At 66.6% G+C, this 22,140-nt stretch carries 17 protein-coding genes and 1 pseudogene; 8 read left to right on the forward strand and 10 right to left on the reverse strand.

Annotated features, from left to right (window positions below):
* The 4 genes and pseudogenes from ACIQ67_RS09580 to ACIQ67_RS09595 form a co-directional block, all read left to right on the forward strand.
* Window positions 1–666: pseudogene (locus ACIQ67_RS09580) on the forward strand (hypothetical protein); the annotation flags it as partial.
* A gap of 103 nt (window positions 667–769) precedes the next feature.
* Window positions 770–1,327, forward strand: a complete 558-nt coding sequence (gene hslV / locus ACIQ67_RS09585) for an ATP-dependent protease subunit HslV (RefSeq protein WP_397534139.1) — start codon at window positions 770–772, stop codon at window positions 1,325–1,327.
* Window positions 1,328–1,374: 47 nt separating this feature from the next.
* The gene (hslU, locus tag ACIQ67_RS09590; protein WP_397534173.1) at window positions 1,375–2,676 is read left to right on the forward strand and encodes an ATP-dependent protease ATPase subunit HslU; all 1,302 of its coding nucleotides are present in this window, start codon (window positions 1,375–1,377) and stop codon (window positions 2,674–2,676) included.
* Between the two features lie 70 nt (window positions 2,677–2,746).
* Entirely contained in the window at window positions 2,747–3,529 is a 783-nt protein-coding gene (locus tag ACIQ67_RS09595) for a potassium channel family protein (protein WP_397534140.1), read from the forward strand.
* Here the strand turns inward: ACIQ67_RS09595 and ACIQ67_RS09600 are convergent.
* The gene (locus ACIQ67_RS09600) at window positions 3,526–4,296 is read right to left on the reverse strand and encodes a type III pantothenate kinase (RefSeq protein WP_397534141.1); all 771 of its coding nucleotides are present in this window, start codon (window positions 4,294–4,296) and stop codon (window positions 3,526–3,528) included. The two genes, ACIQ67_RS09595 and ACIQ67_RS09600, sit on opposite strands and share 4 nt — an antisense overlap.
* Before the next feature lie 175 nt (window positions 4,297–4,471).
* Here ACIQ67_RS09600 and ACIQ67_RS09605 point away from each other — a divergent pair, with 175 nt between their 5' ends.
* Window positions 4,472–6,010 (forward strand): methyl-accepting chemotaxis protein, encoded by a 1,539-nt coding sequence (locus tag ACIQ67_RS09605; RefSeq protein ID WP_397534142.1) that lies wholly within the window; start codon window positions 4,472–4,474, stop codon window positions 6,008–6,010.
* Here ACIQ67_RS09605 and cobA read toward each other — a convergent pair.
* From cobA to ACIQ67_RS09645, 8 genes are all read right to left on the reverse strand, one after another.
* The gene (gene cobA / locus ACIQ67_RS09610) at window positions 5,997–6,785 is read right to left on the reverse strand and encodes a uroporphyrinogen-III C-methyltransferase (RefSeq protein WP_397534143.1); all 789 of its coding nucleotides are present in this window, start codon (window positions 6,783–6,785) and stop codon (window positions 5,997–5,999) included. The genes ACIQ67_RS09605 and cobA overlap by 14 nt on opposite strands.
* Entirely contained in the window at window positions 6,782–9,619 is a 2,838-nt protein-coding gene (locus ACIQ67_RS09615; protein WP_397534144.1) for a molybdopterin-dependent oxidoreductase, read from the reverse strand. Before ACIQ67_RS09615 ends, cobA begins: the two co-directional genes overlap by 4 nt.
* A gap of 13 nt (window positions 9,620–9,632) precedes the next feature.
* A complete protein-coding gene (gene nirD / locus ACIQ67_RS09620; RefSeq protein ID WP_397534145.1) occupies window positions 9,633–10,016 on the reverse strand; it encodes a nitrite reductase small subunit NirD in 384 nt (127 codons plus the stop codon).
* Window position 10,017: 1 nt separating this feature from the next.
* A complete protein-coding gene (gene nirB / locus ACIQ67_RS09625; RefSeq protein ID WP_397534146.1) occupies window positions 10,018–12,465 on the reverse strand; it encodes a nitrite reductase large subunit NirB in 2,448 nt (815 codons plus the stop codon).
* On the reverse strand, window positions 12,462–13,262 hold the full coding sequence (locus tag ACIQ67_RS09630; RefSeq protein ID WP_397534147.1) for an ABC transporter ATP-binding protein: 801 nt from the start codon (window positions 13,260–13,262) through the stop codon (window positions 12,462–12,464). The genes nirB and ACIQ67_RS09630 overlap by 4 nt, the downstream gene beginning before the upstream one ends.
* A 4-nt stretch (window positions 13,263–13,266) precedes the next feature.
* Complete coding sequence (ntrB, locus tag ACIQ67_RS09635; RefSeq protein ID WP_397534148.1) at window positions 13,267–14,157, reverse strand: nitrate ABC transporter permease; 891 nt, start codon at window positions 14,155–14,157, stop codon at window positions 13,267–13,269.
* Between the two features lie 21 nt (window positions 14,158–14,178).
* A complete protein-coding gene (locus tag ACIQ67_RS09640) occupies window positions 14,179–15,396 on the reverse strand; it encodes a CmpA/NrtA family ABC transporter substrate-binding protein (protein WP_397534149.1) in 1,218 nt (405 codons plus the stop codon).
* A gap of 287 nt (window positions 15,397–15,683) precedes the next feature.
* Window positions 15,684–16,301, reverse strand: coding sequence for an ANTAR domain-containing response regulator (locus ACIQ67_RS09645; protein ID WP_397534150.1), 618 nt, complete (start codon window positions 16,299–16,301; stop codon window positions 15,684–15,686).
* Window positions 16,302–16,541: 240 nt separating this feature from the next.
* On the opposite strand from ACIQ67_RS09645, the gene icmF reads away from it, so the two are divergent.
* Window positions 16,542–19,832, forward strand: a complete 3,291-nt coding sequence (gene icmF / locus ACIQ67_RS09650) for a fused isobutyryl-CoA mutase/GTPase IcmF (protein WP_397534151.1) — start codon at window positions 16,542–16,544, stop codon at window positions 19,830–19,832.
* 66 nt (window positions 19,833–19,898) lie between these two features.
* On the opposite strand, the gene ACIQ67_RS09655 is transcribed toward icmF, so the two are convergent.
* Entirely contained in the window at window positions 19,899–20,273 is a 375-nt protein-coding gene (locus tag ACIQ67_RS09655; protein WP_397534152.1) for a rhodanese-like domain-containing protein, read from the reverse strand.
* Between the two features lie 106 nt (window positions 20,274–20,379).
* Here ACIQ67_RS09655 and ACIQ67_RS09660 point away from each other — a divergent pair, with 106 nt between their 5' ends.
* A complete protein-coding gene (locus ACIQ67_RS09660; protein ID WP_397534153.1) occupies window positions 20,380–21,063 on the forward strand; it encodes a glutathione S-transferase family protein in 684 nt (227 codons plus the stop codon).
* A 66-nt stretch (window positions 21,064–21,129) separates the two neighbouring features.
* Window positions 21,130–22,128 (forward strand): metal-dependent hydrolase, encoded by a 999-nt coding sequence (locus tag ACIQ67_RS09665; protein ID WP_397534154.1) that lies wholly within the window; start codon window positions 21,130–21,132, stop codon window positions 22,126–22,128.
* The last annotated feature ends 12 nt before the right edge of the window (window positions 22,129–22,140 follow it).

Below are 22,140 nucleotides of genomic sequence, written 5' to 3' on the forward strand. Positions count from 1 at the left end.
TTGGACCCAGAGGCCGGTGCCAAGCTGCGCGACCTGTTCCGCCAGTGGGCCAAGCAGCAGGTGGACCTGCGCTGGCTCTCCGGTGATCGCTTCCTGCAGCAGCTCAAGGAGCTGGCGCCGGTGGGCGTGCGTGACGTCGACCCGGTGTACTGGATGCTGCGCCTGGAGGCGCTGCGCATCGTGAACCGGCCGGACCAGTTCGATGAAGCCGCCATCGACTACTGCGTCACTTATGAGGTGTCGCCGCCCTCCTGGGAGCGTGCCGCCTGCCGCGTGCGCGTCAGTGGCGCCAGCCTGTCGACAACGGGCCCGCTGTCGACCGTGGCCGCCGAGCCCACGACCAGCTTCATGGAGTCGACGATTGCCGAGCAGACCCAGCTCAGTAGCCGGGTGCAGCTCGAGCTCTCCGGCCAGCTCAGCGGCGACATCAGCGAAACCCTGCAGCTGATGAGCGCCGAGCTGGGCGCCGCCAGCCAGATCGAGATCGCTTGCCCCAAGCTGATCCGGCTTGATTTCATGGCCGCCGGCGATCTGCTGAACTGGGTTTTGCAGCGGCGCGGCGAGAACCGTGCCGTCACCTTTCTCGATGCGCACCGCCTGGTGGCGCTGTTCTTTGGCGCCATGGGCATCAACGAGCATGCCAAGGTCAAGGTCCGGGTGAACTGACACCCGGCCCGCCGCTGCCCCGGCAGCGCCGGATCGGCGGTGTTGGCGCGCCACTGCGCTGCGGTGGTTGAAGCGGCCGCCGACGCCCCCATCTGGAGCCCCCATGGACTCATCCCACAACACTCTCCCCAGCTTCCACGGCACGACCATCGTCAGCGTGCGTCGTGGCAATCAGGTCGCGATCGGCGGCGACGGCCAGGTGACCCTGGGCCATATCGTCGTCAAATCCAGTGCCCGCAAGGTGCGCAAGCTGCACCGCGACCAGGTACTGGCCGGTTTCGCCGGCGCCACCGCCGACGCCTTCACGCTGTTCGAGCGCTTCGAGGCCAAGCTTGAAAAGCACCAGGGCCATCTGGTGCGCGCCGCCGTCGAGCTGACGCGCGACTGGCGCACCGACCGCGTGCTGCGCCGCCTGGAAGCGATGCTGGCGGTAGCCGACCGCACGGCCTCGCTGATCATCACCGGCAACGGCGACGTGCTGGAGCCCGAGCAGGGCATCGTCGCGATCGGCTCCGGCGGCGCCTATGCGCAGGCCGCGGCCAAGGCCTTGCTCAACCACAGCGAGCTGTCCGCAGCCGAGATCGTCAAGCAGTCGCTGGTGATCGCCGGCGAGATCTGCATCTATACCAACGGCAACCACACCATCGAGGTTTTGGAATGAGTGGCAGCACCGCAACTGGGCATGAAATCGGGCGAGGCGCGCTCATGATGACTCCGCAGGAAATCGTCTCCGAACTCGACCGCCACATCGTCGGACAGGACGCCGCCAAGCGCGCCGTCGCGATCGCAATGCGCAACCGCTGGCGCCGCCAGCAGGTGGATGAAAAGCTGCGCGGCGAAATCACACCCAAGAACATTCTGATGATCGGCCCGACCGGCGTCGGCAAGACCGAGATCGCGCGCCGCTTGGCCAAGTTGGCCGATGCGCCCTTCATCAAGGTGGAAGCCACCAAGTTCACCGAGGTCGGCTATGTCGGCAAGGACGTGGACTCCATCGTGCGCGACCTGGTCGACATGGCGATCAAGCAGGAACGCGAAGTGCAGATGCGCCGCCAGCGCACCCGCGCCGAGGACGCCGCCGAAGAGCGCGTGCTCGACATTCTGGTGCCCGGCAGCGAGGCCGAGAACAACACCCGCCAGCTGATGCGAAAGCGCCTGCGCGAAGGCACGATGGACGACAAGGAGATCGAGGTCGACCTGCTCGACGCCAAGCCCAGCATGGAGATCCTCAGTCCCATGGGCGGCCCCGGCATGGAAGAGATGGCCGAGCAGCTCAAGGGCATGTTCTCGCAGCTGGGCGGCGGCAAACGCAAGACGCGCAAGCTCAAGATCGGCGAGGCGATGAAGCTGCTGGTCGAGGAGGAAGCTGGCAAGCTGCTCAATGAGGACGAGATCAAGGCTGCGGCCCTGGCCAATGCGCAGGAAAACGGCATCGTCTTCATCGACGAGATCGACAAGGTGGCAAGCCGTGCCGAGCATGGCGGCGCCGATGTCTCGCGCCAGGGCGTGCAGCGCGACCTGCTGCCGCTGGTCGAAGGCACGACAGTGAACACCAAGTACGGCATGGTCAAGACCGACCACATGCTGTTCATTGCCTCGGGCGCCTTCCATCTGAGCAAGCCCAGCGACCTGATCCCCGAGCTGCAGGGCCGCTTCCCGATCCGTGTGGAACTGGGTTCTCTGTCGGTTCAGGATTTCGAGGCCATCCTGACCAGTACCCATGCCAGCCTGGTCAAGCAGTACCAGGCCCTGCTGGCCACCGAAGGCGTCGATCTGCAGATCAGCGCCGACGGCATCCAGCGCCTGGCGCAGATTGCCTTCGAGGTCAACGAACGCACCGAGAACATCGGCGCGCGGCGCTTGTCCACCGTGATGGAGCGCCTGCTGGAAGAACTGAGCTTCGACGCCCACAAGCAGGCCGGCCAGACCGTGACCATCGATGCGGCGGCGGTCGATGCCAGGCTGGGCGAGCTGGCGCGCAACGAAGACCTGTCGCGCTTCATCCTCTGAGACATGCGCCGCTGCGCGGGGCTTGATGCGCATCAAGCCCCGCGCGCCAGGCTGCGCATAGGCTCAAGCGATGCCTGAGTCTTCACACAGCCGCAGCTGGGGCCTGACGCAGCCCAGCATGCTCAACCCCTCGGCCAACCGCATCGCCCGCCTGTGGCGCGTGCCGGTGCTGCTGGCGCTGCTGTGCACGATTCCGGCCTTCTACATCGAGCTGCTTGAAGACCTGCCGACGCCGCTGGCGATAGCCATCTATGCGGGTGCTGCCGCGGTGCTGACTGCAGCGCTGTGGCAGGTGGCCGCGCGCTGCAAGCAGCCCGGTCTTTACCTGCGCGCCAATCTGTTGGACATCGCGCTGATCGCCGGCCTGGTGATTGCCGCGCTGCTGCCGCCCAGCACTGACTCGAACGCCGCACTGACCGGGCGCCTGGTGGTGGCCATGCTGGCGCTGATGCGCATGGTGTGGACTCTCAAGGCCTGGGTGACGCGCGGCGGCATGGCCTATCTGCTGCTGACGGCAGTGACCGTGCTGGGCTTCTGTGGCGTCGGCTTCTGGGCGCTGGAGCCTCGGGTGCACAGCCTGGGCGACGGCATGTGGCTGGCGTTCACGACAGCGGCCACCGTGGGCTATGGCGACATCGTGCCCAGCACGCCCGCCTCCAAGATCTTCTCGGTCTTCGTCGTGCTGCTGGGCTATGCGGTGCTGTCGCTGGTGACGGCCGCGATTGCGGCCTTCTGGGTGGAAAGCTCGGAGCGCGAGATGGAGGCCGACATCCTGCGGGCCATGCATGCCGAGCTGCGCGAGCTGCGCGACGAGGTGGCCGCCTTGCGCGATGCGCGGGCCCGCCGCGACTAGAGCGCCAACCGGTGCGACTGCAGCGCCAGCAGGCCGTCGAAGATCAGGCGATCGATCAGCTCATGCGGAATGTCGAGTGCCGGCGCCACCTTCCAGCCGGCACCGCCGGTCATCAGCGTCAGCGGATCGTGGCCGGCGCGCCGGGCCAGGTGACGGTGCATACGCTCGATCGCGCCGGTGATGGCGTAGTTGCCGCCGCTGGTCAGCGCGTCCGATGTGTTGGTGGGGAACTCGCGCACCTCGCCGGTCGGCACCCGCAGGCCGGCGGTGCCGCCTTCCAGCGCACGCAGCATGATGCCGTGGCCCGGCAGGATCAGCCCGCCAAGAAAATGACCCTGCGCATCCAGCGCGTCGACCGTCACCGCCGTGCCGATCATCACCACCAGGCAGGCCCGCTCGCCGCCCAGGGCCAGCACATGCGAGCGTGCGCCGATCAGCGCGACAAAGCGGTCGGTGCCCAGTCGGCTGGGGTGGTCGTAGCCATTGGTGACGCCGCCCGCCTGCGCGCCAGACACCACCCAGCGCGGCTCCACATCCCACAGCTCCAGCTGCTCTTCGACGCGACGCCGCACCGCATCGCCCGCAACATTGCAGCCCAGCATGCTGGCCGGCGCCTGCGGCAGATGGCGCCAGTCGGTCTCGGCCAGCTGATCGATGTTCTCCAGGAACACGGCGCCATGGGCCAGCAAGGCCGCGCCCGGCTGGGGCGAGGCATACAGACCCCATTTGAGCCGGGTGTTGCCGATATCGATCGCAAGAAAACTCATCGCTGGGGTCCGCGGGTCGGTGTTGGATGCGGCCGCCAGCCTACCAGAGGCCCGCACAAGAACTGAGGCAAAAGCCGCTAAAGCTTTGCCCCCGGGCGCCGATGATGAAGAACGGGGGGGGGCATCCCAAGCAGAGCCGCACAGGCCACACAAGAAGTACGGAGACCGCCAGCCCATGAATTCGCTCTCAATCGCCAAGAAGCTCTGGATCCCTATCATCGTGCTGGCGCTGGCCTCCGGCACGATGACGTCGATATCGGCGCTGCGCACCAGCAAGCTGATCGACGAGGCCAACCACTCGCAAAGCACCCAGGAACGCAAGCTCACGCTCGCCATGCGATGGCGAGGCATGACAGAGACCAACGCGGCGCGCGCGGTCGCCAGCGCAGTCAGCAGCGACCCGGCTGTGGCCGAGGCTCTGAAGCCAGATATCGCGGCCACCACGGCTGCCATATCCGAGTTGCAGAAGGAACTGGAATCCCTGGCTACCTCCGACGAGGAAAAAGCGGCCATGGCCCGGATCGCAGACACACGCAAGGCCTATATCGACGCCCGCAACGAGGTCGGCAAGCTCAAGAGCAGTGGTGATGCCGAGCAGGCTGCAGCCGCACTGAAGGCCAAGATGCTTCCCGCGGTGACCACCTATCTGGCGGCCCAGCAGGAATTCGTGGTGATGGAAGAAAAGCGCGCCGAAGCCGCCCGCGCGAAGGCGGCCGTCGAGCGCATGCGCACCGTGTGGGCCAGCGCCACCGTGTTCCTGCTGCTGGTGGCCGGCATGGCAGCCAGCACCTGGACGCTGGTGCGCTCGATCTCCAATCCGCTCAGGGCCTTGGTCGCCGAGGCCGAGCGCATCGGCCAAGGGGATCTCAGCGGCAGCACGGACACGGACCGCAAAGACGAGATCGGCGATGTGCAGCGCGCGCTGGCCGCCATGCGCAGCGCCCTCAACCGCGTGGTGGGTGAGGTGCGCCAGAGCGCGGACAGCATCCAGACCGCCAGCGCCGAGATCGCCACCGGCAATCTGGACCTCAGCCAACGTACCGAGCAGACCGCCAGCAATCTGCAACAGGCGGCTGGCGCGATGAGCCAGCTCACCGGCACCGTGCGGCAGAGCGCCGATAGCGCCGCCACCGCCAACCAGCTCGCCAGCAGCGCAGCGCAGGTGGCGCAACGCGGCGGCACGGTGGTGGGCCAGGTGGTCAGCACCATGGACGAGATCAATGCCAGCTCCAAGAAGATCGGTGACATCATCGGCGTGATCGACGGCATCGCCTTCCAGACCAATATCCTGGCCTTGAACGCCGCGGTGGAAGCAGCCCGCGCCGGGGAGCAGGGCCGGGGCTTTGCGGTGGTCGCCGCCGAAGTTCGCTCGCTGGCGCAGCGTAGCGCCGCCGCGGCACGCGAGATCAAGGGGCTGATTGGCGCGAGCGTCGACAAGGTCGAGACCGGCAGTCGCCTGGTGCAGGACGCCGGCAGCACGATGGACGAGATCGTCGCCAGCGTAAAGCGCGTGACCGACATCATTGCCGAGATCTCGGCAAGCACCGTCGAGCAGAGCCAAGGCATTGGCTCGGTCAACACCTCGGTCAACGAACTGGACCGCATGACACAGCAGAACGCCGCGCTGGTCGAGGAAAGCGCAGCCGCCGCGGAATCCTTGAAGGATCAGGCGATGCGCCTGTCCGAGGTGGTGGCCGGCTTCAGGCTGAGCTGAGGCGCAACTGCTGCTGCCCCGCCTGCAAGGCCAGGCCGGGCAGCGCCTCGCGCACCACCTGGCCGATCACCAGGATGGCCGGGCTGCGAATCTGCTCGCTGGCCAGCGTCTGTGCCAGCTCGCCCAGCGTGGTGATCGCCTGGCGCTGACGCTCGGTGTGCGCTGCTTCAATTGCCGCTGCCGGAGTGTCGGCGGCTAGGCCGCCAGCCAGCAACTCGGCCACCAGGCCTTCGACCGTCGACAAGCCCATATAGACCACCAGGGTCAGGCCGCTGCGCGCCAGCGCCTGCCAGTCGGGGCTGTCCTCGCCACTCTGACGGTGACCGGTGACGAAGGCCACGCCCGGCGCATGGCGGCGGTCGGTGACCGGGATGCCCACGCTGGCCGGCGCCGCAATGCCGGCGGTCAGGCCCGACACCACTTCCACCTCGATGCCGGCCGAGCGCAGCGCCGTCACCTCCTCGCCGCCGCGACCGAACACGAAGGGATCGCCGCCCTTGAGCCGCACCACGCGCGCGCCGGAGCGCGCCTCGCGGATCATCAGCTCGTGGATGAAGCGCTGTTCAGTGGAGACACAGCCGCCGCGCTTGCCAACGCGAAGGATGCGCGCCTGCGACGGCAACAAGGCCAGCACGCGGGCATCGACAAGGTCGTCCACCAGCACCACCTCGGCCGATTGCAGGCGCTTGAGCGCCTTGAGCGTCAGCAGCTCGGGGTCGCCGGGGCCGGAACCGACCAGACTGACCATGGGGCTGCCGATCTTGTTTGCGTTCATGGTGTGACCTCCTCGGGAATCATCGGAGCCGGCGCCTGCAGGGCAACCAGGCGGCGCAGCGTTGGCAGGCAGGAGCCGCATTGCGTGCCGCAGCGCAGCTCGCCCTGCAGCGCGGCCAGGCGTTCGGCAGCGCTGCCGGTCTGGCGCGACAGACAATCGCGGATGCGGTCCTCGCGCACATCGAAGCAGTTGCAGACCTGCGGACTGGCCGGCTGCTGCAGGCACTGCGCCATCTCGCTGACCGGCGCCTCGGCGTTGAGCAGCCAGCGGCCATAGGGTGCGGCCGGCGCGGCGCTGCGCCAGAGCTGGGCCAGCCAGGCGCCCTCCTCACCTTCGCCGATGCGCAGCAAGGCCTGCAGGCGCGCCTGCTGGCCCTCGCCCGCCAGGCGCAGCAGGCGGCAGCGGCCGCGCTGACTGTCGGCATAACGAAGAACCGGCGCGTCTCCAGCCTTGGCCACACCGGCCAGATCGAGCGCGGCGGCGAGACGCTGCTGCAGCTCGGCCGAGGGCCGCTGCGCGCAGGCAGCCTCCAGCATCCAGCCCTCATGACCGACGAAGACGCCTGTGCCCGTCACCGGCAGGCACTGCGCAAAATCAAACTCGGCCATCAGCGCCTGCAGGCGAGCCCGCAGCGCGGCGCCCTGGCCGGCCGGCAGCCAGGCGGCAGCGCTGACGCGCCAGGGCAACGCCACCGGCTCCACCATCACGGCGGCGTATTTCAGCTCGGGCTGGCGCGCATCGGGGCAAAAGCGCGGCTGGGTCAGCGCATTGACACCGCTCAGCGCGCGGCCTTGCGTGTCGCGGCCGCTGAGAAACTCGGGGCCCCAGTGCATGGGCAGCCAGGCCTGGGCGCGGCCCACGTTGTCGTCAGCCCGCAGCGGCACGATCAGCTCACCGCGGCGCGAGCGCACGCGCACCAGGGCACCGTCCTTCAGATGGCGGCGCAGCAGGTCCTGCGGATTCATGCGCAGCGCTGGCTGCGACTCCGCCTCGAACAAGCGCGGCACCGTGCCGCTGCGGCTCATGCCATGCCATTGATCACGCAGGCGCCCGGTGGAGAGCACCAGCGGATGGCGCGCATCGGTGCTCTCGGCGGCCGGGCCGTGCGACCTTGCGACGAAGCGGGCTCGTCCATTGGCGGTCGCGAAGCAGCCGTCTTCATAGAGGCGCTTGGCGCCCTTCAGCTGGCCCTCCGGGCAAGGCCATTGCTGCGGCTGCTTCTCCAGCTTTGCGTAGGTCAGGCCGGTGATGTCCAGGTCGCGGCCGCGCGTGGCCTCGCGGTGCTCCAGCCACAGCTGCTCAGGCGACTCGAAGGCAAACAGCGAAGGCTGGCCAGGACGCAACTGCAGCTCCAGCCGACGCGCGACATCGCTGACGATCTGCCAGTCCTCGCGCGCCTGGCCGGGCGGCCGAACGGCAGCGCGAACGCGGCTGATGCGGCGCTCGCTGTTGGTCACCGTGCCCTCCTTCTCGCCCCAGGTGGCGGCCGGCAGCAGCAGGTCGGCAAAGGCCGCCGTGGCGGTGCCGGCAAAGGCTTCCTGCAGCACGACGAACTCGCAAGCAGCAAGCGCCGCGCGCACCAGCGCCTGCTCAGGCATCGAATGCGCGGGGTTGGTGCAGGCGATCCACAGCGCCTTGATCTCGCCGCGCGCGGCGGCTTCGAACAGCTCCACCGCGGTCTTGCCCGGCGTGGCGGGCAGCGCGTCCACACCCCAAAGGCGCGCGATGTCGGCGCGGTCTTCGGCATGGCCCGGGTCGCGGTGGCCGGGCAGCAGCGTGGCCATGCCACCGGCTTCGCGCCCGCCCATCGCATTGGGCTGACCGGTCAGCGAGAAGGGGCCGGCGCCAGGGCGGCCTATCTGGCCGGTGGCCAGATGCAGATTGATCAGCGCGGTGTTCTTGGCCGTACCGCGGCTGCTCTGATTCAGGCCCATGCAGTACAGCGAGAGCGTGGCCGGCGAACGGGCAAACCAGCGCGCTGCCGTCAGCAGGTCTTCCTCGCGGATGCCGCAGGTCTTGGCGACCTGACTCGGTGTACTGGCACGCACCAGGGCCTTGAGTTCGGCGAAGCCTTCGGTGTGTTCGGCAATGAAGTCCGCATCCAGCCAGCCTTCCCACACGCAGGCATGCAGCATGCCGTTGAACAACGCGATGTCGGTGCCGGGCAGGATCTGCAGATGCAGGTCGGCCAGCTCGGCGCTCTCGGTGCGGCGTGGGTCGACGACGATGACCTTCTGGCCCTGCGGCCGCGCCTGCCGCGCGGCTTCGATGCGGCGGAACAGGATCGGGTGCGCCCAGGCCGGGTTGGCGCCGGCAATGAACAGGCAGTCGGCTTGCTCGATGTCTTCATAACTGCAAGGCGGCGCGTCGGATCCCAGCGTCTGCTTGTACCCGCTCACCGCTGCGCTCATGCACAGGCGCGAGTTGCTGTCGATGTTGTTCGTACCGACCACGGCGCGCGCCAGCTTGTTGAATGCGTGGTAATCCTCGGTGAGCAGTTGGCCAGAGATGTAGAAGCCGATCGCATCCGGCCCATGTTCGGCGCGCACTGCCGCCAGCTTGTCCGCCACTTGCTGGCTGGCCGAATCCCAGTCCAGCGCCTGCAGGGCCGCAGCGCCACGATCCAGCCGCTGCAACGGCTGCAGCAAGCGCTGGCTCTTCAGCACTGCCGGGCTGGCCGTCAGGTGCAGCGTGGCGCCCTTGCTGCAGAGTCGTCCGAAATTGGCCGGATGCTCGGAATCACCGCGCACGCCGGTGATCTGAGCGCCATCGCTCTCGATGATGACGCCACAGCCGACGCCGCAGTAAGGGCAGGTGGAGCGTGTTTCCTGCATGGGCGGCTTCTCGTCAGCAGGCCTTGGCCCGGTTGCAGGGGCCGGCCTTGACGGGCTCCAGGTCGATAGCGATCGTTTCTAGTTCCTGCAAGTTCAGCATGACCTGACCCTGCTCGACGCGCACCGAAAAGCGCGGCGTGCTGCCCTCGTCCGGTTCACGCGCGCAGCCGGTAGACAGCTCGATGGTCCAGTTGTGCAGCGGGCAGGCCACAGCCGCACCGAACACGATGCCTTGGCTCAAGGGGCCAGCCTTGTGCGGGCAGCGGTCCAGCAGCGCGAACACCTCGTCGGCTCTGGTGCGGAACAGCGCCACCTGCGGCCCCTTGGAGCGCTGCACCCGGCGAGCGCCAAGTAGCGGAATGTCCTCGACCGCGCAAATCGTCTTCCACTCGCTCATCTCAAGCTCCCTGGAGGGCATCGAACTGACGGACATCGACCTTGGCCTTGGCGAATTCGAACCAGGGGTCGGGCTCGCCCTCCAGCGCATACTGCAGCTCGGCCCACAGTGCGCTGCGGCCCTCGGCGTCGTCGAGGATCTTCTTCTTGACGTAGTCCATGCCCACGCGCGAGACGTAGTGCACCGTGCGCTCCAGGTACCAGCCCTCCTTGCGGTAGAGCTGCATGAAGGCACCGGTGTACTCCATCACCTCCTCGGGCGTCTTGAGCTTGACGAGGAACTGCGCCACCTCGGTCTTGATGCCGCCATTGCCGGCGATATACATCTCCCAGCCCGAGTCGACGCCGATGATGCCCACGTCCTTGATGCCGGCTTCGGCGCAGTTGCGCGGACAGCCGGAGACGGCGAACTTGACCTTGTGCGGCGCATACATGCGCCACATCGCGCGCTCCAGGTCCTTGCCCATCTGGGTGCTGTCCTGTGTGCCCATGCGGCACCACTCGCTTCCCACGCAGGTCTTCACGGTACGCAGCGCCTTGGCATAGGCATGGCCGCTGGGCATGCCTATGTCCTTCCACACGGCCGGCAGATCCTCTTTCTTCACGCCCAGCAGGTCGATGCGCTGGCCGCCGGTGACCTTGACGGTGGGGATGTTGTACTTGTCCACCGCGTTGGCGATGCGGCGCAGCTCGTCAGCCGTGGTCTCGCCGCCCCACATGCGCGGGATCACGCTGTAAGTGCCGTCCTTCTGGATGTTGGCGTGCGCGCGCTCGTTGATCGCGCGGCTTTGCGGATCGTCCTGTGCCTCCTTGGGCCAGGAAGAAATCAGGTAGTAGTTCAGCGCCGGGCGGCAGGTCGCGCAGCCGTTCGGGCTCTTCCAGTCCAGCGCCTCGTAGAGCGCGTCCAGCGAGGTCAGGTGCCGATCGAAGATCGCGTCGCGCACGTCCTGGTGGCTCAGCTCGGTGCAGCCGCAGATGGCCTTCTTCTTGGGCGTGGCCGAGTAGTCGCCGCCGGCGGTGAACATCAAGAGCTGCTCGACCAGGCCGGTGCAGGAGCCGCAGGACGCGCTGGCCTTGGTGTGCTTGCGCACCTCCTCCAGCGTGAACAGGCCCTTGTCCTTGATCGCCTTGCAGATGGTGCCCTTGGTGACGCCGTTGCAACCGCAGACCTCGTCGCTGTCCGCCATGGCCGCGGCCTTGTTGTGGCCCTGATGGCCGACATCGCCGATATTGTTCTCGCCGAACACCAGCTTGTCGCGGATGTCAGCCACCTTGCGACCCTCGCGCAGCAGCTTGAAATACCAGCTGCCATCCACCGTGTCGCCGTACAGGCAGGCGCCGACCAACTGGTCGTTCTTGATCACCAGCTTCTTGTAGACGCCGGCGAAGGGGTCGCTCATCACGATCTCTTCGCATCCCTCGCCGCCCATGAAATCGCCGGCCGAGAAGAGGTCGATGCCGGTGACCTTGAGCTTGGTGCTGGTCTGGCTGCCCAGGTAGCGGCCGATGCCAAACTCGGCCAGATGCGTCGCGCAGACCTTGCCCTGCTCGAACAGCGGCGCCACCAGCCCGTAGGCGATGCCGCGGTGCGCCGCGCATTCGCCCACCGCGTAGATGCGCGGGTCGGTGACGGTCTGGAGCGTGTCGGTGACGACGATGCCACGCTGGCAGTGCAGGCCCGCGCGCTCGGCCAGCGCGGTGTTGGGGCGGATGCCGGCGGCCATCACCACCAGGTCGGCGGGGATCTCGGAGCCGTCCTTGAACTGCACGGCCATCACCCTGCCGTCTTTGTCGGGGATCAGCGCTTGCGTGTGGGCGCCAAGGCGGAACTTCAGGCCGCGCTGCTCCAGCGACTGACGCAGCAGCGCGCCGGCCTGGTCGTCGAGCTGGCGCTCCATCAGCCAGTCGCCGATATGCACCACGGTCACCTGCATGCCGCGCAGCATCAGGCCGTTGGCTGCTTCAAGGCCCAGCAGGCCGCCGCCGATGACGACGGCGTGCTGGTACTTCTGCGCCGCACCAATCATGGCCTGCGTGTCGGCGATGTCGCGGTAGGCGATCACGCCTTGCAGGTCCTTGCCCGGCACTGGCAGGATGAAGGGGTCGGAGCCAGTAGCGATCAGCAGGCGGTCATAAGGCGCTTCCGTGCCGTCGTCGGCGATCACGCAGCGGCGCACCCGGTCGATGGTCGCGACCTTCTTGCCCAGATGCAGCGTGATGCCGTGGTCGACATACCAGTCCAGCGGGTTGAGGATGATCTCGTCCAGGGTCTGCTCACCAGCCAGCACCGGGCTGAGCAGGATGCGGTTGTAGTTGGGATGCGGCTCGGCGCCGAAGACCGTGATGTCGTAGAGCTCCGGCGCGATCGTCAACAGCTCTTCCAGCGTGCGCACGCCGGCCATGCCATTCCCCACCAGCACCAGCTTCATTCTCCTGAGCGGGGCATTCATGCGGCGGCCTCCACATGGGCATGGCGGGTATAGAGGAAGTCGATTACTGCCTTGCGCGCGGCGATATAGCGCGGGTCTTCAGCCAGCACCACGCGATCACGCGGTCGCGGCAGGTCCACTGCGTGGATCTCGCCGATGGTGGCGGCGGGCCCATTGGTCATCATCACGATGCGGTCGGACAGCAGCACCGCCTCGTCCACATCGTGCGTGACCATCACGACGGTACTCTGCGTACGCGCAACGATCTTCAGCAGCTCGTCCTGCAGCTTGGCGCGGGTGAGCGCATCCAGTGCACCAAAGGGTTCGTCCATCAGCAGCACCTTGGGTTCCATGGCCAGCGCGCGGGCGATGCCGATGCGCTGCTTCATGCCGCCGGAGATTTCATGCGGCCGCTTGTTGGCAGCATGCCCCATGCCCACCAGCTCCAGTGCGGCGGCTGTGCGCTCGTGCAGCTGGCGCTTGTGTTCGCGGCCGCCGAACACCGATTCGACGCCGAGATAGATATTCTCGGCGCAGCTCAGCCAGGGCAGCAGCGAGTGGTTCTGGAACACTACCGCGCGCTCCGGGCCGGGCTCGCTGATCTCGCGGTTGTCGCACAGCAGCACGCCGCTCGTGGGCTGGAGCAGGCCGGCAATCAGGTTCAGCAGCGTGCTCTTGCCGCAGCCCGAGTGGCCGATCAGCGTGATGAACTCGCCGCGCTGCACATCCAGATTGATGTCGCGCAGCGCATGGAAGCTGCCTTTGCGGGTGCTGAACACCATCTCGGCGGCCTGCACGGCGATGAATGCTCTGATCATGGTCTCAGTCCTCGAAAGAGAAGCGCTTGGCTATGCTGATCAGCAGCCACTCCAGCAGCAGACCCACGATGCCGATCACGAAGATCGCGATGATGATGTGGGCCACATTGAGGTTGTTCCACTCGTCCCAGACCCAGAAGCCGATGCCCACGCCGCCGGTCAGCATCTCGGCCGCCACGATCACCAGCCAGGCCGTGCCAACCGACAGGCGCACGCCGGTCAGCATGTAGGGCAGCACCGCGGGGAAGAGGATCTTGGTGATGACCTTCCACTCGCTGAGCTTGAGCACGCGCGCCACGTTCAGGTAGTCCTGAGGCACGCGCTGCACGCCCACCGCGGTATTGACCACCATCGGCCAGATCGAGCAGATGAAGATGGTCCAGATCGCGGCCGGGTTGGCGCTCTTGAAGACCAGCAGTCCGATCGGTAGCCAGGCCAGCGGCGAGACCGGCTTGAGGAGGCTGATCAGCGGCGATACCATGCGGTTGGCGAACTCGAAGCGGCCGATGATGAAGCCCAGCGGGATGCCCACCGCCGCGGCCAGACCAAAGCCCAGCGCCACGCGCTGCAGCGAGAACAGGATGTTCCAGCCTATGCCCTGGTCGTTCGGACCCTTGCTGTAGAAGGGATCGGAGAACAGCTTGACGGCGGCCTCCCAGGTCTGCAGCGGTGTCGGGAAGCTGCCTCCTTTCTGCGTCAGCACGGCCCACACAGCGACCAGCAGGGCCAGACCCAGCACCGGCGGCAGCACGCGCATCCAGACGGCGCGCCAATCGATGCGCAACACTGCCGGCGCGCGCGCCGCCGGGGCGTTCACCTTGGCCGTTGTCGGCGCGGCAGCCTCAGTGGCCGCATCCAGCGCCTCGCGGGGGGAATGAAAGACTGCACTGACCATGCTGGGCTCCTGCTGCGGCACTCAGGCCCGGACCTTGAAGGAGTCGGCGTACTTGGCGGGCTCCTTGCCATCCCAGACCACGCCGTCGATGAACTTGCTGCTGCGCATCGGGTCTTTGGGCACATTGACCTTAAGCGCGCTGGCGGCCTGCTTGTAGAGCTCGATCTGGTTGATCTGCCTGGCCACGCCCAGGTAGTCCGGGTGCTCCTTGATCAGGCCCCAGCGCTTGTGCTGGGTGAGGAACCACATGCCGTCGGACAGGAAGGGAAAGTTCACCAGCCCGTCGTTGAAGAACTTCATATGGTTGGGGTCATCCCAGGTCTTGCCCAGGCCGTTCTGGTAGCGGCCCAGGATGCGCTGGTTGATCGCGTCGACGCCGGTGTTGACATAGCTCTTGTCGGCAATGGTCTCGGCCATCTTCAGCTTGTTCTGCAGGCCCGCGTCGATCCAGCGGCTGGCCTCCAGCACGGCCATGATCACGGCGCGCGCGGTGTTCGGATACTTCTTCACGAAGTCACCCGTGGTGCCCAGCACCTTCTCCGGATGGTCCTTCCAGATGTCCTGCGTGGTAGCGGCCGTGATGCCGATGCCGTCCATGATGGCGCGGTGGTTCCAGGGCTCGCCGACGCAGTAGCCGTCCATATTGCCGACGCGCATATTCGCCACCATCTGCGGCGGCGGCACGGTGATGACTTTGGCGTCCTTGAGCGGATTGACGCCCGAAGCGGCCAGCCAGTAGTACAGCCACATCGCATGCGTGCCCGTGGGGAAGGTCTGCGCAAAGGTGTATTCGCGCTTCTCGGTGGCCATCAGCTTGGCCAGCGAGGCACCGTCCACCGCGCCCTTGTCGGCCAGCTTCTTCGACAAGGTGATGGCCTGGCCGTTGTGGTTCAGGTTCATCAGCACGGCCATGTCCTTCTTGGGGCCGCTGACACCCTGGTGCACGCCGTAAACCAGGCCGTACAGCACATGAGCCATGTCGAGCTCGCCGTTGACGAGCTTGTCGCGCACGCCGGCCCAGGAGGCTTCCTTGGTGGGAATGATCTTGATGCCGTACTTCTTGTCGAAGCCCAGCACCGAGGCCATCACCACGCTCGCGCAGTCGGTCAGCGGAATGAAGCCGATCTTCACTTCCTCCTTCTCGGGCTTGTCCGAGCCGGCGGCCCAGGCGCCAGGCGCCAGGCCAGTCACGGCCGCAGCCGCACCACCGACCAAGAGCTTGCGACGCTCTTTACTCATGGGACCACCTTCCTTCTTCGCAGCGTTCACGGCAGACATGGATCGATTCCTCCGGGTCAGAAAAACAAAAAGGACAAAGGCGTCGCGATCTGCACCGCCCATGGGGCAGCACTGATCGGACGCCTTTGTCCTAGAACCTTGTCGAGAGCGAGGCCTACGCCGTTGCAGGCCTCAGCCAAGAACTAGCAGGAGCCGTGCCAGGCCAGTTTGCCGGGCGCAGTGCATTCAGCATGCACTGTTTGATGGCGCCATGCCACCCGCCATGTGCCAGCATGGTGCGTTCGGCCTCAAGTCGGGCGCAAGAGCGCGTGGGCATCGATGATGCGCTCGGCTACCTCGGCCAGCGGCAGGCCTCGGTCCATCGCCAGGCGCCGCATGCGCTTGTAGGCGGCATCCTCGTCCAGGCCCTGTTCGCTCATCAGGATGCCCTTGGCTCGCTCGATGCTCTTGCGCGCGCTAAGCTGCGCCTGCGCCTGGCTGAGCTCCTGGCGGAGGGCCAGGTCTTGCTCGAAGCGCGCGATCGCCACCTGCAGCACGGGCGCAAGGCGCTCGGGCCTCAAACCTGCCACCACATAGGCACTGACGCCAGCTTTCAGGGCCTGCCGCATGGGATCGTCGCTGGCGTCTTCCGAGAACACCACCACGGGCCGCGGCAGGCGCTCGTTGAGCGCGGCCAGGTTTTCCACCGTGTCGCGCGTGGGCGATTCGCTGTCGACGATCACCACATCCGGCTGCAAGTTCAGCACGCAGTCGTGGATCAGCGTGGCCTGCTCGATCACGCCGACCACATCGCAGCCCAGGCGCGTCAGTTCCTCGCGGATCAGCTGGACGCGGTGAGCGCCGTCGTCGATCAACAGCACACGCAGGCCCTGGGCCATGCAGGAGGGGCCGGAAGCAGGATTCATGACACGGACGGAACAGCCATGGCTGCTGCGCTGCAATACTTGTGCCGCGGGGCTGACCGGACGGGACCGAGCCGCCGCTTTCGCCAGGCGGCAAGTCAGGCCCGCGCCAGATCGCTGTTGCACAGTCCGCCACGAATTTGATTAACGTTAACGTAAACGTCAATCACATCCTAGAATCGCATCCACCCATTTCTGCCAGCCCACGAGCAGCCCGGCCCAGGCCGTGGAGGAGACAACACGATGAGCGATCTGTCCGCCGAGTACAAAGCCCTGGCCGAGTACCGCCCCACCCACAAAGTCCGCTTCGTGACGGCCGCCAGCCTGTTTGACGGGCATGACGCGGCCATCAACATCATGCGGCGCATCCTGCAGAGCATGGGCGCCGAGGTGATCCACCTGGGCCACAACCGCTCGGTCGACGAAGTCGTCACCGCCGCGCTGCAGGAGGACGCCCAGGGCATCGCCATCAGCTCCTACCAGGGCGGCCACGTCGAATACTTCAAGTACATGGTCGACCTGCTGAGGGCGCGCGGCGGCGACAAGGTGCAGGTCTTCGGCGGCGGCGGCGGCGTGATCGTGCCCGCAGAGATCCGCGATCTGGCCGCCCACGGCGTGCGCATCTTCAGCCCCGAGGACGGCCAGCGCATGGGCCTGGCCGGCATGATCGGCGAGATGGTGATGAAGTGCGACCAGGACTTCGCCACCCATGCGCCCACGGCGCTTTCCGCCATCCAGGGCCACGATGAAGCCGCCTGGCGCGCGCTGGCCCAGCTGATCACGGCGCTGGAGAATGAAAGGGCCGCCCCGACCCTGGTTCAGGCCCTGCGCGAGCAGGCGGCCGGCTTGAAGACCCCCGTGCTGGGCATCACCGGCACCGGCGGCGCCGGCAAATCCAGCCTGACCGACGAACTGATCCGCCGCCTGCGCCTGGACCAAGGCGACAGCAAGCGCGTGGCGCTGATCTCCATCGACCCCTCGCGTCGCAAGAGCGGTGGCGCCCTGCTGGGCGACCGGATTCGCATGAACGCGATCTCGCCGTGGAGCCAAGGCAGCCGCGTGTTCATGCGCAGCCTGGCCACGCGCGATTTCGGCAGCGAGATCAGCAAGGCCCTGCCCGATGTGATCGCAGCGGCCAAGGTGGCCGGCTTTGATCTGGTGATCGTCGAGACCTCGGGCATCGGCCAGGGTGATGCGGCCATCGTGCCGCATGTGGACGTGCCGATGTATGTGATGACGCCCGAGTTCGGCGCCGCCAGCCAGCTCGAAAAGATCGACATGCTGGACTTCGCCGAGTTCGTGGCCATCAACAAGTTCGACCGCAAGGGCGCCGCCGATGCGCTGCGCGATGTGGCCAAGCAGGTGCAGCGCAACCGCGAAGCCTTCACCGTGATGCCCGACCAGATGCCGGTGTTCGGCACCATGGCGAGCCGCTTCAACGATGACGGCGTGACGGCGCTTTACCAGGCCCTGAAGCCGCGTCTGGCCCAGCTCGGCCTGCAGCTCGATGAGGGCCGTTTGCCGCTGGCCGCCACCCGCCACAGCACGCACCAGACCCCCATCGTGCCGCCGGCACGCACCCGCTATCTGGCCGAGATCGCCGATGGCGTGCGCGGCTACAAGCGCCGCGTGCATCAGCAGGCCACCTTGGCGCGTGAGATCCAGCAGCTGCAGGCGGCCTCACGCATGCTGTTCGAGGCCATCCCCAAAAAGCACCGTGCCCGCGACGCGCTGGCCGAACAGGCGCAAGCGCGCGACGCCCGGCTGGACGCCGACGCGCGTCACCTGTTGCAGCAATGGCCCGACATGCAGAAGGCCTATGCCGGCGACGAGTATGTGGTGAAGATCCGCGACAAGGAGATCCGCACCAGCCTGGTCTCCAGCAGCCTGTCGGGCACCAAGATCCGCAAGGTGGTGCTGCCGCGTTACGAAGACCATGGCGAGCTGCTGAAGTGGCTGATGCTGGACAACGTGCCCGGCAGCTTCCCCTACACCGCCGGCGTGTTTGCCTTCAAGCGCGAGGGCGAGGACCCGACCCGCATGTTTGCCGGCGAGGGCGACGCCTTCCGCACCAACCGGCGCTTCAAGCTGGTCAGCGAAGGCATGGAGGCCAAGCGCCTTTCTACCGCCTTCGACTCGGTCACGCTGTATGGCGCCGACCCCGCGCCGCGTCCCGACATCTACGGCAAGGTGGGCAACTCCGGCGTCAGCATCGCGACGCTGGACGATATGAAGGTACTGTACGACGGCTTCGACCTGTGCAGCCCCAGCACCTCGGTGTCGATGACGATCAACGGGCCTGCGCCCTCGATCCTGGCGATGTTCATGAACACCGCCATCGACCAGAACCTGGACAAGTTCCGCCGCGACAACGGCCGCGAGCCCAGCGACACCGAAGCCGCCAAGATCCGAGCCTGGGTGCTGGAGAACGTGCGCGGCACGGTGCAGGCCGACATCCTGAAGGAAGACCAGGGCCAGAACACCTGCATCTTCTCCACCGAGTTCAGCTTGAAAGTGATGGGCGACATCGCTGAGTATTTCGTGCACCACAAGGTGCGCAACTTCTACTCGGTGTCGATCAGCGGCTATCACATCGCCGAGGCCGGCGCGAACCCCATCAGCCAGCTGGCGCTGACGCTGTCCAACGGCTTCACCTTCGTCGAAGCCTATCTGGCGCGCGGCATGCACATCGACGACTTCGCGCCCAACCTCAGCTTCTTCTTCAGCAACGGCATGGACCCCGAGTACACCGTGCTGGGCCGCGTGGCACGCCGCATCTGGGCGGTGGCGATGCGCGACAAGTACGGCGCCAACGAACGCAGCCAGAAGCTGAAGTACCACATCCAGACCTCGGGCCGATCCCTGCACGCGCAGGAGATCCAGTTCAACGACATCCGCACCACGCTGCAGGCGCTGATCGCGATCTACGACAACTGCAACAGCCTGCACACCAATGCGTTTGACGAAGCCATCACCACGCCCACCGAGGAATCGGTGCGCCGCGCGATGGCGATCCAGCTGATCATCAACCGCGAGTGGGGCCTAGCCAAGAACGAGAACCCCAACCAGGGCGCCTTCATCATCGAAGAGCTGACCGAGCTGGTGGAAGAGATGGTGCTGACCGAGTTCGAGAAGATCGCCGAGCGCGGCGGCGTGCTGGGCGCGATGGAGACCGGCTATCAGCGCAGCAAGATCCAGGAAGAGAGCATGCATTACGAGATGCTCAAGCACACCGGCGAGTACCCCATCATCGGCGTCAACACATTCCGCAATCCCAAGGGCGATCCGGTGCCAGAGCACATCGAACTGGCGCGCAGCACCGAGGAAGAAAAGCTGAGCCAGCTGACGCGCCTGGCCGACTTCCACACCCGCCACGCCGCCGAGGCGCCGCTGCTGTTGCAGCGCCTGCAGCAGGCCGTGATCGACAACAAGAACGTGTTCGAAGTGCTGATGGATGCGGTGCGCGTCTGCAGCCTGGGCCAGATCACCAACGCGCTGTTCGAGGTAGGCGGGCAGTACCGGCGCAGCATGTGATTCCGCGACGCCAGCGCTGCTCAGCACAGCCTGCCATCCTGGAGTCGCGCCCTCTCAGACGGGAGATTACATACCCTGGCGGACCGCCCGTCCCATCTTGCCGGCCAGATCTGCCGGTGTGCCTCCGTTGAAACACTGGTGGTAGCCCATCCGCCGCAACAGGCCCAGCGCCTGCTCTGCTCGGGCGCCGCTGGCGCAGTACAGCACGATGGGATGATCCGGGTCGGGAGCAACATGAACGATGTCTTCCAGGAGCCGAGGCAAGGGCAGGCAGCGCGCCCCGTCGACATGGCCAGACATGAATTCAGCGTAGGAGCGCACATCAAGCACCAATGCATGCTGTGGCAAAGGCGCCGGTTCGATGTGATGCTCAATAGGGCTAGGCAGCTCGGGCAAGGACCGAAGGACATCGGTCGGTAGCAGGCTCATATTCCAAGACATGGCGACACTCCTTGACTGAGCGAACAGAATGACGACTCCCTGATAGCGCCCCTTTTACGCCTGTTTTCGCGGATACGCCAGGGACTACCCAGCCAGCTTGCACACCATGCCCATCAGCCTCTATCACTGCCTCAGCGCCCGCTCCTTCCGACCGCTGTGGGCGCTGGAAGAGCTGGGGCTGGACTTCGATCTGCGCATGCTGCCCTTTCCGCCGCGCGCACATGGCAAGAGTTACTTCGAGCACAACCCGCTGGGCACGGTGCCGCTGCTGATCGACGGCGACGAGCCGGATGCCGTGCGCATGAGCGAGTCGGCTGCAATCTGCCAGTACCTGGCCGCGCGCCACAGCCCGGGCGGGCTGGACGTGGGCGTGACTGAAGCCGACTACGGCGCTTACCTGAACTACCTGCACTTCGGCGAGGCGACGCTGACCTTTCCGCAGACCCTGGTGTTGCGCTACCGCTTCTTCGAGCCGCCCGAGCGGCGCCAGCCGCAGGTGGCCGACGATTACGCGAAGTGGTTCCTGGCGCGGCTGCGCACGCTGGAGCCCCGCCTGCAGGCGCGCGAGTGGCTGTGCGCCGGACGCTTCACGGCCGCCGACATCTCGGTGGGCTACGCCTTGCTGCTGGCCGAGCACCTGGGGCTGCACACGCAGTTCATGCCCGCCGTCGCTGCCTACTGGGCGCGGATGCAACAGCGCCCGGCCTACCAGCGCGCGCAAGCCCGCCAATTCGAGGCCGCACAGGCGCAGGGCATCTCGCTGGTGCCGGCGCCCGATCTGCGACCCTGAACCGTCGTCTCCCGACAGCAGCCTTGCGCCAGCAAGATGCCGCATGCCTGGGCACAATGCCGCGCCATGGATTCCGTCTCGCAGATTGCACTGGGCGCGGCCGTCACGGTCGCGGTTATGGGGCGCCGCACGGCGCTGTGGAAAGCGGCCGCCTGGGGCGCCGTCTGCGGCACGCTGCCGGATCTGGACGTGCTGATCGACCATGGCGACGCACTCAGCAATATGGTGCTGCACCGCGCCGACAGCCATGCCTTGTTCTGGCTGACGCTGATCGCGCCGCTGTTGGGCACGGTGATCGCCTGGCTGCAGCGTGAACGCCAGCACTTGCGGCACTGGGTTCTGGCCGTCTGGCTGGTGCTGATCACGCACCCCTTGCTGGATTTCATGACGATTTACGGCACCCAGCTCTTGCGCCCCTTTTCGTCCGAGCCGCTGGGGCTGGGCAGCATCTTCGTCATCGACCCGCTGTACACCCTGCCCTTGCTGATCGGCACCGGCATCGCCTTGCGCGGCCGCGCCACGGCGTTGCGCTGGAATGCAGCGGGCCTGCTGGCATCCACCGCCTATCTGGCCTGGGGTTTGGCCGCCCAGCAGCATGTCACGGAGATCGCACGCCAGAGCCTGGCCGGGCAACCGGTCGAGCGCCTGCTGGTGACGCCCAGCCCGCTGAACACGGTCTTGTGGCGGGTGGTGGCGATCACGCCCGAGGGCTATCTGGAGGGTTTCTATTCGCTGCTCGATGCGCAACCGGTGGTCCGCTTCGAGGCCTTTGATCGCGGCACATCCTTGCTGCCCTTGGTGGCGCAGCATGCACCCGTGGCCACGCTGGCGTCCTTCAGCGATGGTTTCTACAAGCTGGAGCAGCGTGGCCCCAGCATCGTGATCAGCGATCTGCGCATGGGCCAGGAACCGTTCTACGTTTTCGCCTTCGAGGTGGCGCGCCATGCCTCGCCGCTGCAGTTGCTGGCGCAGCCTGAACCGGTCGGCGTGCGCGCCGACGTCGGCCGCGGCCTGCGCTGGCTGTGGCACCGCATGCTGGGCGAGCCTGTGCCCTCGCCGCGCTGACGGCGATCACGG

The sequence above is a fragment of the Roseateles sp. genome (genome assembly GCF_044373315.1).
Lineage (GTDB): Bacteria > Pseudomonadota > Gammaproteobacteria > Burkholderiales > Burkholderiaceae_C > JACDQM01.